Annotated in this window: 11 protein-coding genes; 7 read left to right on the top strand and 4 right to left on the bottom strand. The window is 66.9% G+C overall.

Annotated features, from left to right (window positions below):
* Positions 1-118 precede the first annotated feature (118 nt).
* From KDM41_04945 to KDM41_04920, 6 genes are all read left to right on the top strand, one after another.
* Positions 119-541 carry a hypothetical protein gene (locus KDM41_04945; protein MCB1182759.1) on the top strand — a complete coding sequence of 141 codons (423 nt, stop codon included), beginning with the start codon at positions 119-121 and terminating at the stop codon, positions 539-541.
* Positions 542-949: 408 nt separating this feature from the next.
* Positions 950-1,507, top strand: coding sequence for a sigma-70 family RNA polymerase sigma factor (locus KDM41_04940; protein ID MCB1182758.1), 558 nt, complete (start codon positions 950-952; stop codon positions 1,505-1,507).
* Positions 1,504-2,601, top strand: a complete 1,098-nt coding sequence (locus KDM41_04935) for a hypothetical protein (GenBank protein MCB1182757.1) — start codon at positions 1,504-1,506, stop codon at positions 2,599-2,601. Before KDM41_04940 ends, KDM41_04935 begins: the two co-directional genes overlap by 4 nt.
* A 1,380-nt stretch (positions 2,602-3,981) precedes the next feature.
* Positions 3,982-4,428, top strand: a complete 447-nt coding sequence (locus KDM41_04930) for a hypothetical protein (GenBank protein MCB1182756.1) — start codon at positions 3,982-3,984, stop codon at positions 4,426-4,428.
* Between the two features lie 140 nt (positions 4,429-4,568).
* Complete coding sequence (locus KDM41_04925) at positions 4,569-5,240, top strand: hypothetical protein (protein MCB1182755.1); 672 nt, start codon at positions 4,569-4,571, stop codon at positions 5,238-5,240.
* Between the two features lie 489 nt (positions 5,241-5,729).
* A complete protein-coding gene (locus KDM41_04920; GenBank protein ID MCB1182754.1) occupies positions 5,730-7,970 on the top strand; it encodes a tetratricopeptide repeat protein in 2,241 nt (746 codons plus the stop codon).
* 303 nt (positions 7,971-8,273) lie between these two features.
* On the opposite strand, the gene ggt is transcribed toward KDM41_04920, so the two are convergent.
* The 4 genes from ggt to KDM41_04900 all read right to left on the bottom strand — a co-directional run bounded on the left by ggt (position 8,274) and on the right by KDM41_04900 (position 14,551).
* On the bottom strand, positions 8,274-10,031 hold the full coding sequence (ggt, locus tag KDM41_04915; protein MCB1182753.1) for a gamma-glutamyltransferase: 1,758 nt from the start codon (positions 10,029-10,031) through the stop codon (positions 8,274-8,276).
* A 2-nt stretch (positions 10,032-10,033) separates the two neighbouring features.
* Complete coding sequence (locus tag KDM41_04910; protein ID MCB1182752.1) at positions 10,034-13,300, bottom strand: glycosyl hydrolase; 3,267 nt, start codon at positions 13,298-13,300, stop codon at positions 10,034-10,036.
* Positions 13,301-13,433: 133 nt separating this feature from the next.
* Positions 13,434-13,652, bottom strand: a complete 219-nt coding sequence (locus KDM41_04905; protein ID MCB1182751.1) for a hypothetical protein — start codon at positions 13,650-13,652, stop codon at positions 13,434-13,436.
* Positions 13,653-13,795: 143 nt separating this feature from the next.
* Complete coding sequence (locus tag KDM41_04900) at positions 13,796-14,551, bottom strand: sulfite exporter TauE/SafE family protein (GenBank protein MCB1182750.1); 756 nt, start codon at positions 14,549-14,551, stop codon at positions 13,796-13,798.
* Between the two features lie 170 nt (positions 14,552-14,721).
* On the opposite strand from KDM41_04900, the gene KDM41_04895 reads away from it, so the two are divergent.
* Positions 14,722-15,658 (top strand): SGNH/GDSL hydrolase family protein (locus tag KDM41_04895; GenBank protein ID MCB1182749.1); only part of this gene is annotated, 937 nt, incomplete at its 3' end.

Genomic DNA, 15,658 nt, shown 5'->3' with positions numbered 1-15,658 from the left:
CGCACGGCGCCATGACGCGGAGGACCTGCTCCGCAGCATCGATGGATATCGCTAGTTCGGGAGCGCCGTACCGGCGCTGGGGGCACGAGACACATCAACCCGAAGGAGAGTCGAGACCATGGGAAGGCTCAAGGAAGATCAGATCAAGGCCGCCTTTCTGCCTCACCTCCACGAAGGAGAAGCGCTTGAATACTGGGCAGCCGGGATCAAGCAACCCAACCTCATTCTCATCCCGCTGCTGGGCCTGATCGCTTCCATGCTCCTCACGAAGAACTACCTGGTCGGTTTGACGGACAGGCGGCTCGTCGTGCTGCAGGTCAAGAGCCTGGGCAATGCTGAAGTCAGGCAGATCGTCGACTATTCCCTGGACGAACTGGGCCAAATGGAAACGAAAATGTCCAATGGAATGCTTTTTACCCACCTCAGAATCGATGACTCCGAGAAGCCCTTCGCAGCCAAGTTCCACCGGGCGTTCTCCAAGACCAACCGGCCGAATGCGATGGCCATTGGTGAGGCGATCATCTCCGTCGGCGCCTCTTGAGATGGGGCCTTCGTCCATGCACAGCCGGTGAAAGGGGAAACGATGGCGACATGTCCGTTTTGCGGATACGATGCGCGGGGTGGGGCAGTTTGCGGCGTTTGTGGCCGCAATCCCACCGCACCCCGCCGCATCTGCAGGGGTTGCGGGAAGATGACCCCCGGCACCGAGTCCGCCTGCTGTCATTGTGGCAACCGCTTCAGGAGCGATCTCATGTGGAAGGTGCCCACGATCATCGCTCTCTTCATCGCAGGGATTGTCCTGTCTGCATTCACTCACATCCTGCTCGAGTAGGATGCGCCGCCGGAAGCGAGCAGGCGCCACTGGCGCCAGATTCGGGAACATTCCCGTCATCACCCGGAATTCGGATGACACTTGACCTTGGGGTCCAGCGATAGACCGGTAGGGGCCATGCGAACCGATCCTGGACAGACTGTAGACTGGAACTCCGCCCGAGCCTATCTCGTGTCGGCGGTTCGCCAACGCTGGTATCACGAGGATGCGCCGATCGACGAGATGGTCCAGGACGGCCTCGTCCGGGCCCTGCGGGCATCGCGCCGTGCCCCCATCCGCAACGTCGAGGCGTTCCTCACCGAGATTGCCAAGCGTGTCGTTTTTGATGAGCTTCGCCGGCGCACCCGGAGCGCTGCGCTCTTTGCTCCGGAAGCCGAAGGCGGATACGCGCGGGCCGCCCCGGTGGAGCGGGCTTCAGTCGAGTTCGGCGACCCGGTTGCCCGGGTGCGTTTCGTGATCCTGAACTTTTTTGGCCAGACCGCCTGTGGCGAGCTTGCCCGGTTCTTCTTCCGTGAAATGAACTGGAAACAGGTCGCCGGGCAGCAGGGCCGCAGCCACGCGGCTGTTCGCAAGCAGTGGGAACGTTGCGTCTCGTTGTTGCGGGAAGCGGTCCGCACCGACCCCACCCTGGCGGCACTCTCCGACTGGGCAGCGGCCGAAGGGGGGGACTCGTGAGCAACACGGACCTGGAGTGGTTCCGGGAACATGTTCTTCTGCATGCGGTCGGCCTGCTGAGCCCGTCCGACGAGGAGCGGTTTCTCGCGCTCGCGAAGGACGACGAGGACTGCAGCGAACTGGCGGACGCCTTTGCCAATGCCGATCACGACGACCAGTCCATGGCCCACCATCTGCCGCCCGACATCATCGCCCGGTGGAGTCAGGCCGAATCACGGCTCCGGGGCCTGGAACGTCAGATGGTCTTCCAGCACCTCTCCGGGTGCCTCGAATGCCGGGAGGACCTCGCGTTCCTCGGTTACGAAGTGGACCTGGCGGCTGAAGCCTGGCCACGCGAGCGGCGGAGAACGTCCCGGTTCCGGTTCAAGGAACTGATGCAGGCGCTGGTTCTGGCGATTCCCCGGCCTGTCCGCTGGACGGGCGTGGCGGTTGCGACGTCGCTGATCCTGGTTGTCGCGCTGATGCCCGACGATCGCGGCGCCATGTTGGAACTGGTTGCGGCGCCTTCGGACGGTATGCCGTCGGTTCGGCTGGAGGACCACCGGACTGCGCCCGGCTCCCGCCGTGGTATCGAAGCGCCTGCGCGGGGTTCCGGTCGAGCGACAGATCGCCCGTCGCGTGGCTCCGGACGTGACTCGGTGCCGCCGGTAGTCCGTCGTGACTCCGGATCGGGATCGGGTGTCCTGACCATTGGGGCCAACGCCACGCGCGTCATCCTCGACCTGCCGCCGCCGGCAGCCCTGCCAACGGTGGGAGGAACCATGAGTCCGGAGGAAATGACCGTTCGGGTCGAGGTTATCGGACCGGCCGGAGCGGCCCATGGCCTGGGCCCTGTACCCTTCCCGGACTTCCTCTCGCGGCGGGTGGTGCTGGGCAATGGCGTCGAACCGATCGCTGCGGGATCCTACCGGGTGGTGGTGACCGTGGCCGGCGGGGGGCGGCGGGAAGTGCGCGCCTACGAGTTCCGCATCACGCGCGCCCCCGAGCGAGGGGCTCTTCGCGATCAGTTCGAACCATCCTTTCATGATCGCCTTGACGTTCTCCGTCTTCGTGCCGAGTCGGTGGTCGACCACCGCCCCTCCATGGAGTTGTAGGTCCGTACCTTTGGGGATCGTCCACCGCCGTCCCGTTGGACATGACGCTGTCGGGTGAAGGCCTTGACCGCCACCATTGGGCGGCGGCGGTGTGTGAATGGCCTTTTCACCTTTATCATCGCTATCAACTCGCAGGCCGACATACGGCCGGACTGCCCGTCACCTCCCGACGACGTCGATCCGCACTGGCCGGTGAAAGGGGATTCATCCACCCCAACCCGCCTGCCAATCAGATGGCAAGGTCTAACCGGATTCAACCCCCCGTAGAAGAGAGGGCAGGCGATCAGCGGTACCTCCGGGCCTGAATGGCGTCCGGCGGTGACCTTGGCCGAGTGGACCAAGAAAATGTGGGGGTGCATGTCACACTAGGGAGCAGCAAACGACGGGAGCTATAGGATCGTTAAAGAAGCGACGGGAAACTCAAAAGGGGATAGTCATGGGAATCAAGCTGATATCGGCCCTCGTCGAGCGCGTCCGTGCCGCCTTCGGGCCGAGTCCGGAAGAGCAACGGCTGATCAGGGTCCTCGAAAGGAAAGTCCTCGGTTGCAAAGATACCGCCGAGAGGCTCATTAGACACGAGCAGAACCGCCGCCCTGGGCTTGGTCGACAGGCGGCGATCGAAGCTGCAATCGATCGCTGGAACTGGGATAGCTGCCGGTAGTCCCGCGTTGGGCACCTCCAGCACGGGGCCGTTCGTTAGGATGGGATACCATGACGCGAATCTTTTCGGGGCCTTCTTGTCGGGCCCGTGGCGGGGCGTCCCCGCCCATCCGGCTCAAGTCTCCCAACGGGATCGAACCGGCCGGATCAGCGTGCGGCCTGATTGCAGGAGGCACCAAGATGCAGACAGCGGATCGTCGGAGCCGGATCCCGCCCGAAGGAAACCGGAGGCACATGAACGCCCTCGGCAATGGGTGGCAAGGCCTTGGTTGACGGATAGAGTTCCGGTATGAGACGGCATTTGCGCCTAGTCCCGTGAGGCTGCGGAAAGAGAACGTCCATTTCACTGATCGAGGCCCGCAAACGAGACCTCGACACTGTGCGCCATTGAACTGGAGGACGGTCATGGGTTGGTCCTCTCCACCAAGCAGGTATACAGACAATGAGCAAGAAGAACCCCGCGAATCGCCATGCCTGGCTCAGCTTGCCATCGAGGCTCCGGGCCGGTATGGCACTGATGACCATGGTTGGTACCGGAGGCGGTGTCTGGGCCCAGTACGATCCCACCGAAAGCGTGACTATCTCGCCGGTCGCTCCCGGCGCCGGGTCCAATGAATCCCCTATGTTGCCCTGTGGCACTGACGGTTGGGGTCGGGGTGCCAGCTACTGCTCCGACGTGGGTGCTCCAAGTGTCGCCCCGAAGGTCTCGGAGGAGCCAGCATGACGGGACCGCTGCATGAGCTGGGTATCTGGTCCCTCCCGATCCTCCTGGGCGGCCTGACCGGCGCCGGGCTGGTCGCTGCGGGCGACGAGGATCAGGGCAAACGCGCCCTGCCGGTCGTGCTTCTGGGCGTCCTGATCGGATTGGCGGTGTTGGCCCTCATCTTCGTCGACTCGCTCGATAGCCTCGACATGAGCTTGCTCTACCACGACGATCCGAGACCCAGCGGGGCAGCCATTGTCATCGACGAGGCAATCGTCAGCCAGATCCCCTACACGAATCTGCTGTTCACGGTCGCCATCAGCCTGGTCCTGGTGGCGGCGGATGCGGGCAACTGGTACGGGCTGATCCGGCTACCCTGTCTGGTGACGGCGCTGGCCAACTTTCTGTACCTGGGTGGCAAGGCCTGGTTCGAGATCCTGGCTTGGCTGAAGCTGGTCTTCTGAGAAAGGACGAATGCCGTATGGGACTTGCAGATCGCGACTACATGCGTGAACCCCGGGGCCGTCGTCGGCCCGGAGCCGTCCTTTCTGGCACGGCGCGGCCGCTGCGGTCTGGGCCTTCTTCGGGCCTTGCCGGCGCCCTCATGTTCTTCGTCGCCGCAACATTCGTTCTGTGGTTCCTTGCCCGACGCGACTACTATCTCAACCCCGCGTTCCTGGAATCCATGCAGGCCCACACCGCGCTTTCCTGGGCCAATCTCAAGGCGTTCCGTATCTACGTCGTGGCGACACACGTGGTCTCCGCACCCTACCTGGGGGCTGTCGTCCTGACTTTCGTCGCGGCCCTGATGCTCGGCCCGGCCATCGAGAAGCGGCTGACCCGCGACAGTGCTCTACGAATCGTCTTTGGCGTGGGCATGGTGGCTGGGGTCGTGCAGTTGGTGGTCGGCGCTCAGATTGGCGGACCGGTCATGCCGCCCGACGGCGGACTTCTGCTGGTCGCGTCCGGAAAGGGCTTGTGGAGCGGAGCGCCCGGCGCTGCGTGGGCGCTGGTCATACTGGCGTTGTTCGTCGCGCCGGGTGAAAAGGTCAGCTTCCTGAAGCTGCCCGTGTGGATCGTCGCCGGCCTGGGGCTGGCGGCCCGGGTCGGGAATCTCGTGATGAAGGGCGACCCGGCGTCGCTGAACGCCGTCCTGGGGCTGGCGGCCGCGGTGTTCGGCACGGGCGTCGTTTGGGTAGCCTTGCGGATCCGCAGGCGCCGCGCGCGGCGCAAGAGCGCCGAGGTGCTGCTCAGGGGCATTGATGAGATCCGCTGACGGGAGATGACATTGATTCATGACGTACGGCCCGCATCCGCCAATACGGCAGCTGGTTCGGGGTTGAGATCAAGTTGTAGAGCCGGGGGTGTCTGGTCCAGGAGAATGCAAGCCGGTTGGGTCGATGTCGTGCGCCGGCCTCTCAACAGAAGATTGATGTCAGGTCTAGAGATGAATGGGTCTGGACTTGACGAAGAAGTCGGTCCGATTCGCCAAGAGATTGTACCCGAGCGATGCGATGAGACCAGGCTTGGGTGGATGCCAGCAGTTGGGGTGCTCGTCTATTTTGGACATCAGCCACGCCTTCGGATCAGGAACTCCACTCGTCAAGTGCTTGATCGGGCGAGTTGGCCGACCAAAGAAGCCCTCAGGGGAGGCAAGTCATGAATCCAGTTCACAGAGGTAGAACGGCCCAAGTGTTCGCCCTGTCGCACTCGATGCTCCCGTAGAAAGTCAATTCATCGCAGACACCAGTTTTGGAGGGGAAACATGATCCGGCCAAAAGAGACTTGCGTCGCTGCTGTGCTCGTTCTCGGTACATTGACGCTCGGCTGCACCGGAGTCGAGACTCTATACGCCGAACCGCTGTCGGCCGAGGTTGCGGGCGAGCTCGGTCTGTTGCCGGGCAAGGCTTTCGCCGCTGAGAACTGCAAGGGGGTTGACCTGATCGCTGCCGATACCGCGGTCATGGAAGGATGGGATCTTCTCGATCGGGGGCTCACGGATCAAGCCGAAGATACTTGTAACCGCGCCTTGATGGTATTGCCACAGGATCCGCTGCTGCACCTGGTCAAGGCGCGTGCACTCCAGATGCGCGGAAACACCGATGCCGCGATCGAACAGTTCCGGCAGGCGGCATCCTACGCCGGCCAGTCGTACCACCTCGTCGTGCGGGAGTTTGAATCCGTGATGACGGGGTTCGACTCCGCAATCCGGTTCAGATACCATCTGCTCGCCGCTGATATGTTCGATCAACTGATCTGTATCGAGGATCGGTCGCGGGTTCCTCTTTCGGCCCAGGAAGCGAGGTGGACGACAGAGATCGCAAAGAGCGATACACCATACGCGAGATACCGGCGCGCCAGTGTACGCTATCGTCGGGAAGACACCGCTGGCGCGCGCGTCGATCTCGAGCGCGCACTCGAGTCGCTGCCCGACGAGCCGGTGCTGCTTGCTTTCGAGGCCGCCTACCTCTATCAGGTTGATGCAGACTTGGACGCAGCTCTGAGTGTCGTGGACAGGGTGATCGAGGGGGCACCGGGCTGGGCTCATGCACACGGAATCCGCGGCGATATTCTCATCAGGAGTCGGCGCTTCGAAGAGGCCGAGGCCGCGTTGTCGACCTGTGCCAAGCTGCTGGGCGATCTGCGCGCGCTTGGACTCGAATGTAGCCCGAGTTCCGAGGCCGGAACCGTACTCTCCCGTCTCATCGCAGTCCGACACCGGCTGGGGCGTTTCCAAGAGGCCCTGGACACGATCGAAGAGTCCGCAGGAGTTTTCGGTTCTGCGGTCTGGATCGGAGCCGCAAATTTGGAGATCTTTGCTCCGGAGGCCCGGTATTACGCGAGCATGGACAGTATCTATGCAGCCGAACCGAGTGATCCGATAGCTGCGTGGGTTGTCGCGCGAGCGGCTGATGGTGAATCCAGGTTCGATCCTGTTGAGGCGCTTGAGCGCATCGTAGGCCAAACGAGCGACTTTGCTTTGGGGTGGAGCCAATTGGGATTCGCCTACGGGCAACAGGGACGGGAAAGAGATGCATTGCGCTGCTTCGAAGAAGGAATCCGGCGTGCCAGCGCTCAGACTGCATCTCACCGCTATCTTTCCCAATGGTACTCGGAGAGGGGAGACAACGCCCGAGCTGCAGAGTTGAGCCGTATGGCGATTGATAGAAATCCCCGGGACTTGCTCGCGTGGTATTGGTTGGGTCGCGCCGAGAGTAGCCTGGGCCACTTTGCCGAGGCCGCACGTTGCTACACGGTGGCGCGTCGGATCTGGCTCGCCAGCGGGGGCAACCGGTATCCGGCGCAGGGTGATTGGTGCGTATGGAGGCGTGCCGAGGCGATGATCGCCGATCGCAACGAGGAACTCGCCAGGCGGGACCTGATGCTGCTTCGTTCAAGTAGTCGGCGAGAAGATGCGCTCGCGACCCTACTCGAGATCGGTGGAGATCTCCGCCCATTCTGGGATGACTCCGATCAGTTGGCCCGTCCGGAGCAGCTGCTCTATGCCCTTGCGGACAACGTGCCTGGATTCCAGCGTGGCGACCAGATCGCAGTGATACGCGCTCAAGAATGGTTGGCGAGAAGCAAGCTGGTTGGCCGGGAACTCGATATTACTGCTGTCTTGGCTGACGTGCGGATTCTGGACCATAACGGCGACCACTTTGATGTCGGTGGGCAGACTGGACAGATTGCCTACCAGGAGATGGTGACCAATTTCGCACAGATCTACTCATCCAGATTCGGGACCGTCATCATCAATAGTGAGGAGTCGGCCACGTTTCGATTCGACAGACTGTCCGAGGAAGTTGCACGGAGGGTGCTTGATCGAGAAGGGACTGCTGTCAGGTGTCGTGGGCGAATCGAAGGCGTCACGGTTCTTGATGAGGATACGGTTGACGCATTGTTCTTCTGGAAGAAAGTAGTTGGAGATGAGCGGCCGACGTCTCCTGTCGTCTATGTCGAGCTTTCCGATGTCGAGTTTGCTCCGGACTGGTATCGAGATTAGAGGTCGACGAGAGGCTGGCGACTCAGCGTAGCCGGATCGTCCTTCCAATCCCCGGCCTTTGTCGGTGTTTCCCAACGACAGGAAGCGAGTTCTGTGTGGTTGGCAGACGCGTTCGAAATCGCCTCGGCAAAAGGCTGAGGAGTGTCTACGAAACCAAGGGAAGTCCAGACCACTTTTGGAAGCGGTCAAGGGAAGCTTGCGCTGATTAAGTGAAATGAACCGGCAAGTCAATAATTGGTGGCTTCCGACCGGCTCCGGTTTCTGGCTGGGCGGTGGAGCTATACCAAGCTAATATACACTGACCTACCGCCCCGCCGGCCGCCCCCCCTTGCGCGGATCACTCGCCGCCGAGATCACCCCGTCCCGCACCACGATCGCCTGCACCACGCCGGCCGGCTTGTCCCCCAGCGGGGTGACGACATGCCCCAGGGCCCGCAGCCCATCGAGCACCGCCTCATCGCTCCACAACCCGCCCACGCGCACCTCGTTGGGGCTCCACTGGTGATGCAGCCGCGGCCGGGCCACCGCCTGGCCCGCGTCGTCGCCTGCCACCACGGCCGCGAGCAGCACCTGCAGGGTGCCGGTGATGATGCGCGGGCCGCCCGAGGCGCCGGCGATGGCGACCGGCTCGCCGTCCCGCAGCAGGATCGTCGGGCACATGCTCGACAGGGGGCGCTTGCCCGGCGCGGGCGTGTTGCGCGCCGACTGGACGAGGCCGAAGGCGTTGGGCTCGACCGAGGTCGTGAAGTCGTCCATCTCGTCGTTGAGCAGGAAGCCGAAGCCGGGCACCTCGAGGCAGGCCCCGTAGTAGAGGTTGATGGTCTCGGTCAGGCCCACCGCCATGCCGCCTGAGTCGAGCACCGAGACGTGGCTGGTGCCGGCGTCCGGCGGCATGGGCGGAATGGTGCCGTAGGCCTCGGCCGCGAGCACGGAATCCGGGCGGACCCGCGCGGCCAGTTCGGCGATGTACTCCGGCGACGTGAGATGTGCGACGGGCACGTCGTAGAAGGTGTCGTCGGCGAGCCAGCGGGCACGGTCGGCGAAGGCGTGCTTGAAGGCCTCGAGCAGCATGTGGCGCCAGGCGACCGTGTCGATGTCGCTGCCCGGGGCCAGGGCCCCGAGGCGGTCGAGGATGCCGATGACCTGCTGCATCGCCACGCCGCCGCTCGACGGGGGCGGCATGGCGAGCACCTGCAGGTCGCCCCACTCGCTTTCCAGCGGCGCGCGTTCGCGCACCTCGAAGCCCGCCAGGTCGGCGGTCGTCAGGGCGCCGCCGTCCCGGGCGACGGCCTCGACCAGGGCCGCGCCGATGGGGCCGTGGTAGAAGGCGTCGGCGCCGTCGCGGGCGATCAGTTCGAGGGCGCGGGCGTGGGGCTCGTTGACGATGAGGTCGCCGACGGCGATGCGGCCCTCGCGGGCGAGCCGCACCCAGGCGTCGGCCAGTCCGAGGCGGAGCTCCGGGTGCTCGTCGTGCACCGTGCGCATCTTCTTCGTCGCGTTCACGTGGAAGGCGTCGGCCACGTAGCCCTCGCGGGCGGCCCGGATCGCGGGGGCGAGCACGGTGGCCCGGTCCAGGGTGCCGTACTTCTCGAGGGCGTACAGCAGGCCGGCCACGGCGCCGGGCACGGCCACGGCGTGGGCGCCGAGCTGGCTGGCATCGGGCGGCAGGTCGGCGTAGTGGTCGGGCCCGACTCCGGCCGGACACGACTCGCGGTAGTCGATGGCGATGGACCGGCGCGCGGGGTGGTCGGCGTCGGGCGGCAGGCTGATGATCATGAAGCCGCCACCGCCGATGCCGCAGCTGAAGGGGCGCACCACCGAGAGGCAGAACGAGGCGGCCACCGCGGCGTCGACGGCGTTGCCGCCCAGGGCGAGCATCTCGTCTCCGGCGCGCGAGGCGACCCCGTGGTCGCAGGCCACGGCGCGCTCCCGGTAGCTGGCCGAGTACTCCGCGGGCGCGGGCAGCGAAGGCCGGGTCGCCGCGCAGCCGCCGAGGCCCGCGACAACCACGGCCAGGAGCAGGGCGAGGCCCGGGGCGGCGCTGCGGCGGCCGGGAACCACGCTCATTCCCCGCGCGGGGCCCGGCCCGGCGTCCAGGGCACGCCGGCGGCGTCGAGAGCGGCGACCAGCGTCGGCCACTCGACCTCGGTGATGCGGGCCAGGTCGCTCGCCACGGCGTCGGCCTGGGCGCGGGCGTAGCCGAACTGCTCCCGGTGCGTGGTGGTCGGCCCGACGGTGTTCATCATGGCCCCCGTGCGCACCATGTCCATGCGGCGCGCGACGCTGAGGGGTTCGGCGTCGTTGTAGCGGCCGCGGCGCCGGTTGCCGCCGAGGCGCTCCCGCAGCTGCTCCAGGCGCTTCTCCAGATCGATCGTCGTCGCGTAGAGGGGCGGGTCGTCGACCACCGCGCGCTCGAGGGCGGCCTTCACCTTGTCCACGTGGCGGGCCATCTCGCCGATGACCGAGGTCAGGTCGCTCAGGCGGTCGTCGAAGGCGTCGACCTCGAGGACCCACGCCTCGAGGGCGGCGGGGGCCAGGCCGCCGCGGTCGTCGTCGCGCAGGGGTGTCACGCGGAAGGCGACCGGTCCGGCCAGGATCTCGGCGAGGCCGTCGCGGCGCCGCACCAGCTCGACCGTGTACGCGCCCGGGGCGGCGAGCATGGGGCCGCCGGCCGGATCGCGCTTGCCGTCGGTCTCGGGACGGAGCGAGGCGTGGCTCAGGTCCCAGGCGACGCGCTGCACGCCGGCCGCGCCCGTGGCGGGCACGCGCTGGACGATCCAGCCGTCGGTGTTGCGCACGACCAGGGTCAGGGTCGGCGGATCCTCGAGCTCCTCGGCGCGCAGGGCGTCCCAACCGGGATAGGGCGTGTCCTCGCCCTCGGCGGCGAGCTCCTTCTCCAGGGTGCGGCGGGAGCTCGCGAGGGTCTGCAGGGAATCGCGCAGGAAGTAGGTGAAGACGGCGCCGAAGGGCGGGTTCGGCGCGGAGAAGTGGGCCGAGCCCTGCGACGCCCGCAGCGTGGTGCCGATGACCCGCCGCGGCATGTACCACTTGGCCTCGCGCGGCGCGAAGAGCCGGGCCTCGGCGGTGAGGGCCTCCGCGTCAATGTCGCGCAGGGGCGTGTAGTCGTCCAGCACGTAGATGCCGCGGCCGAAGGTGCCGGCCACCAGGTCGTTCTCGCGCGTCTGGATCTTCAGATCGCGCACCGGGATCGTCGGCATGCCGGCGCCGAGTTTCAGCCAGCGGCCACCCCCGTCGGGCGTGTAGAAGACGCCGAACTCGGTGCCCACGAAGAGGAGGTCGGGACGCACCGTGTCCTGGGCCAGGCGCCAGACGATGTGGCGTTCGGGCAGGTCGCCGGCGATCGACCGCCAGCTGCGCCCGGCGTCGGTGCTCTTGAACAGGTAGGGGGCGAAGTCGCCCTGCTTGTGCTGGTCGACCAGGAGGTACACCGTGTCGCGGTCGAAGCGGTCGGCCGCCAGGTCGTTCACGTAGAAGTGTTCGGGCAGGCCTTTGGGGCGCCGGCACTCGCGCCACGTCGCGCCGCCGTCCTCGCTGGCGTGCAGGCGCCCGTCGTCGCTGCCCACGTAGAGCACGTCGGCGTCCACCGGCGACTCGGCGATGTTCGTCAGCGTGCCGTACATGGACATGGCCAGCAGGTCGATGGGGTCGTCGACCGAGTGCACGCGTCCCATCACCGGCCGCAGCAGCCGATCCTCGGCCCGCGTCAGGTCGGGGGAGATGGCGGTCCAGGAGTCGCCGCGGTCGTCGCTGCGCCACAGGCGCTGGCTCGCCGTGTAGAGCCGCGCCGGATCGTGGTGGCTGATCTGCAGCGGCCCGTCCCAGTTCCAGCGCTCCTCGAGGCCGCCCGGCCCCTGCATCGGCCGGATGGGCCAGCCCTCGCCGGTCTTCCGGTCGATCCGCCACGAGTTGGTCTGCTGCCAGCACGAGTAGATGATGTCCGGATTGCCCGGATCGATGGCCGGCTGGTGGCCGTCGCCGAAGAGGGTCACGCTCCAGTCGGCATTGCGGATGCCGTGCAGGTTGTCGGTGCGCGACGGGCCGTACTGGGTGTTGTTGTCCTGGGTGCCGCCGACGACGTGGTAGAAGGGCGTGTCGTAGTCGACGTCGATCTTGTAGAACTGGGTCACGGGCAGGTTGCCGACGAACTTCCAGTTGGCGCCGCGGTCCCAGCTCTCGTACAGGCCGCCGTCGCAGCCGGCGAGCAGGTAGTCCGGATCCGTGGCCGAGAAGGCCAGCGCATGGTTGTCCACGTGCTTGTCCTTCTCGCCGACCTTGCGGAAGGTCCTGCCGCCGTCGGTGGTCACGTCCATCTCGACGTTCATGAAGTACACGGTGTCGAACTCGTGGGGGCTGGCGAAGATCTCGTTGTAGTAGTGCGGGCCGGTGCCGTTGGCCGCGTGGTCGCTCATCTTCGTCCAGCTCTCGCCGCCGTCGGCGGAGCGCCAGAAGCCCCCCTTGCGCGCGCCGAGTTCGATGGCCGCATAGATCACGCCGGGCTGCTGGGGCGAGGCGGCCAGGCCGATCCTGCCCATGGCCTCGGTGGGCAGGCCCGTCTTCACCCGCCGCCAGGTGCGGCCGCCGTCGGTCGACTTGTGGATGCCCGAACCGGGCCCGCCGTCCATGAGCACCGCCACGTCGCGGAAGCGCTGCCAGGTGCTGGCGTAGAGCACGTCGCTGTCGAAGGGGTCCATGACGACCTCGTTCACGCCCGTGTAGGCGTCGTCGCCGAGGACCTTCTCCCAGCTCTCGCCCCCGTCGGTGGTCATGAAGAGGCCGCGGTCGCCCCCGGCCGACCACAGCGGACCCTGGGCCGCCACGTACACCACGTCGGAGAACTCGGGATGCACCACGATGCGCCCGATGTGTTCGCTCTGCGCGAGGCCCAGGTTCTCCCAGGTGCGGCCCGCGTCGCGGCTGCGGTAGACGCCGTCGCCGTAGCCCACGTGCCGGCCGCTCACGTTCTCGCCCGTGCCCACCCACACCGTCGCCGGCTGGCGCGGATCGAGCGTCACGCAGCCGATGGAATAGCTGCCCTGGCCGTCGAAGATCGGCTGCCAGGTGGTGCCGGCGTTGGTGGTCTTCCACACGCCGCCGCTGCCCACGCCCACGTACCAGGTGCCGGGGTCGTCGGGCACGAGCACCACGTCGGCGATGCGGCCGGACATGAAGGCCGGGCCGATGCCGCGCCACGCGAGGCCCGCCAGGGCGCCGCTGTTCAGGGGGGAGGTCTCCTCGGCGTCGTCGGCGGCGTTGGCCGGGCCGACAGGGAGGACGAGAACGAGCATCAGGATGGCGAGCAGGGTCTTCAAGGGGAACTCCTCCGGGTTGGGAAACGCACCCGGCAGGGTACCACGCCGCGGCCGCAGGGGACAGGTCCGCCTGACGCCAGGACGGCGCCCGTGGGGGCGCCGTCCGCTCGCGTGGGCAGGATGTCGCGGGAGGCTAGTCGCCGGTCGGGACCACCAGCGTCGCGCCGGCGTGCTCCGCGTACGCGGCGGAGTCGGCGTCGCGCGGCAGCAGGGCCGCGAGCACGACCACCAGCACGATGGCGATCACCAGCGGCAGCAGGCGGGTGCGCGAGGCGCGGTCGCGCAGGGCGCGCGCCTTGGCGAGACAGTCTCCGGTGTGCAGGTCGATGGGCAGGCTGTGATGTGTCGGCATGGGACCCTCGCACTTGGTTGTCGGGGCGAATCCGGTCGGGGTCGTCGGGCGAACCCCCTCCAATCAGACCTGAGTCTACCACGGCGCGTCGGGTCGGGGAAAGAATAAAAGATAAAAAATAGAGAGTTAACGATAATTTGACATCAAAAGATGGGAAAAAATCCCCACTTGATGGCCTCGATGTAGCCGAAGAGCTTGCCGGCGCGGAAGAGGAATTCCAGGCCCACGATCATGACCAGGATCGCGGCCACGAGGTTGAAGCGCCGCTGCAGGCTGGGGGCGAGGCGGCCCGCCCCGAGGCCGACCACGACCAGCACCGGGATGGTGCCCAGGCCGAACGCCGCCATGGAGCCCGCCCCGTGCAGGGGCGAGGGGCTGGCCAGGGCGGCGGCCGCCACGGCGTAGACCGGTCCGCAGGGCAGGAAGCCGTTGGCGACGCCGAGCATGTAGCGTCCGGCCATGCTGCGGGTGCCGACCAGGCTCATGAACTTCTCGGCGGTGAAGCGGCCGAGGCGGCTGCTTTCGACCAGGCGCGTGGTGGGCAGCCAGCCGCGCAGGCCGAGGCCCATGAGCACCATCATCAGGCCCGAGATCAGGAAGAGGACGCCGCGGACGGTGGCCGACGGCGCCGCGTGGCGGGCGGCGGCGGCGAGCAGGCCGAACACGAGCCCGATCACGGCGTAGGAGTTCACGCGTCCGAGGTGGTAGACGAGGAGGGCCGGCAGCAGCGACTTGATCCGGCTGTCGGTGCGCCCCTGGGCCAGGCTGAAGGTGCTGATCAGGGGGCCGCACATGCCGATGCAGTGGCCGAGGCTGGTGGTCAGACCGATGCCGAAGGCGGCCCAGATGGTCAGGACGACGGTGTCGACTTCGGGCATGCTGCCGCAACAGCTCTCCATGGCTCCTCCGGGGTGGCGGGGAGACCGAAGATAAGTCTTCGCCCGGGGTCGTTCAACCCACGAGCGCGGTGGGGGATCGCCGCGCCGGGGGGCGCCGGTTGACGTTGCCCGACGGCGCAGATAGAATGCGACGCCACCCCGCCGCGCGTCCCGCAGCCGAGAGGTCCGCCTTGTCCGACACCGCCAAGAAGATCGTGCTGCTCCTGGTGGCGGTGGTCGGGACCCTCGGTGTGGGCGAGGTGGTGCTGCGCGCCCTGGACTACGGCACGCTGCGGCCCGAGCTGAACTTCGGCGTGAACACCCGCATGTCCCTCGACAAGGGCCAGTTCGAGCCCGACCCCGACCTCTTCTGGAAGATGCCGCCCCACCCGCTCGACGCCGGGATGCGCGCCGTGCAGCCGGACCGCCCCCTGCCCCCGCGCATGCGGACCCACCGCATCCTGGTGCTGGGCGACTCCTGCTCCAAGATCTCACGGCAGATCCCGCCCTACTCGGTGCTGCTCGAGGACACGCTCTCCGCCGAGGGCCTGAGCGTGGAGGTGTGGAACGCCTCGGTGCCCGGCTACACCTCGTGGCAGGGCCGGGCCTGGCTCGACCGGCAGCTGCTCGACCTGGCGCCCGAGGTGGCCGTCATCTACTTCGGCTGGAACGACCACTGGCGCTCGACCGGCGTGACCGACGCCGCGTACGCGGCGCGGCAGCGGGGGGGCGCCCTGCGCCTGGCCCGGCTGCTGCAGCGGCCGCCGGCGGTGAGCCCGCTGCGCGTCTCGGCCGACGAGTACGAGGCCAACCTGACGGCCATGACCGCGGCGCTGGCAGCGCGGGGGGCGGCGGTCGTGCTCGTGGCCGCGCCGTCCCACCTGACGGCCGAGGCCCGCGCCGTCCTCGTGCGGACGGGCTACCTGAACGAGGACGACGACCCCGTGGCCCTGCACCGGGACTACCTGCTGCGCCTGAAGAAGGTCGCCGACGCGACCGACGCCGTGATGCTCAACGCCTCGGCCCTCTTCGCCGGCCTCGAGGCGCCCGACGCGCTGATCCTGCGCGACGGGATCCACCTGACCGACCAGGGCCACCAGGTGCTGGCCGCGGCCCTGGCCGAGGTCA

Source organism: bacterium (genome assembly GCA_020440705.1).
In the GTDB taxonomy this organism is placed as follows: Bacteria; Krumholzibacteriota; Krumholzibacteriia; order LZORAL124-64-63; family LZORAL124-64-63; genus JAGRNP01.
Note: the sequence above shows the minus strand (reverse complement) of the source record. Positions and strands in the feature narration are given on the sequence as shown.

What these genes read in the sequence shown, in the direction of transcription:
- KDM41_04900 (MCB1182750.1), bottom strand. Translation starts at nt 14,551, where the DNA reads ATGGAGAGCTGTTGCGGCAGCATGCCCGAAGTCGACACCGTCGTCCTG.
- KDM41_04920 (MCB1182754.1), top strand. Translation starts at nt 5,730, where the DNA reads ATGATCCGGCCAAAAGAGACTTGCGTCGCTGCTGTGCTCGTTCTCGGT.
- KDM41_04945 (MCB1182759.1), top strand. Translation starts at nt 119, where the DNA reads ATGGGAAGGCTCAAGGAAGATCAGATCAAGGCCGCCTTTCTGCCTCAC.
- KDM41_04940 (MCB1182758.1), top strand. Translation starts at nt 950, where the DNA reads ATGCGAACCGATCCTGGACAGACTGTAGACTGGAACTCCGCCCGAGCC.
- KDM41_04905 (MCB1182751.1), bottom strand. Translation starts at nt 13,652, where the DNA reads ATGCCGACACATCACAGCCTGCCCATCGACCTGCACACCGGAGACTGT.
- KDM41_04925 (MCB1182755.1), top strand. Translation starts at nt 4,569, where the DNA reads ATGTTCTTCGTCGCCGCAACATTCGTTCTGTGGTTCCTTGCCCGACGC.
- KDM41_04930 (MCB1182756.1), top strand. Translation starts at nt 3,982, where the DNA reads ATGACGGGACCGCTGCATGAGCTGGGTATCTGGTCCCTCCCGATCCTC.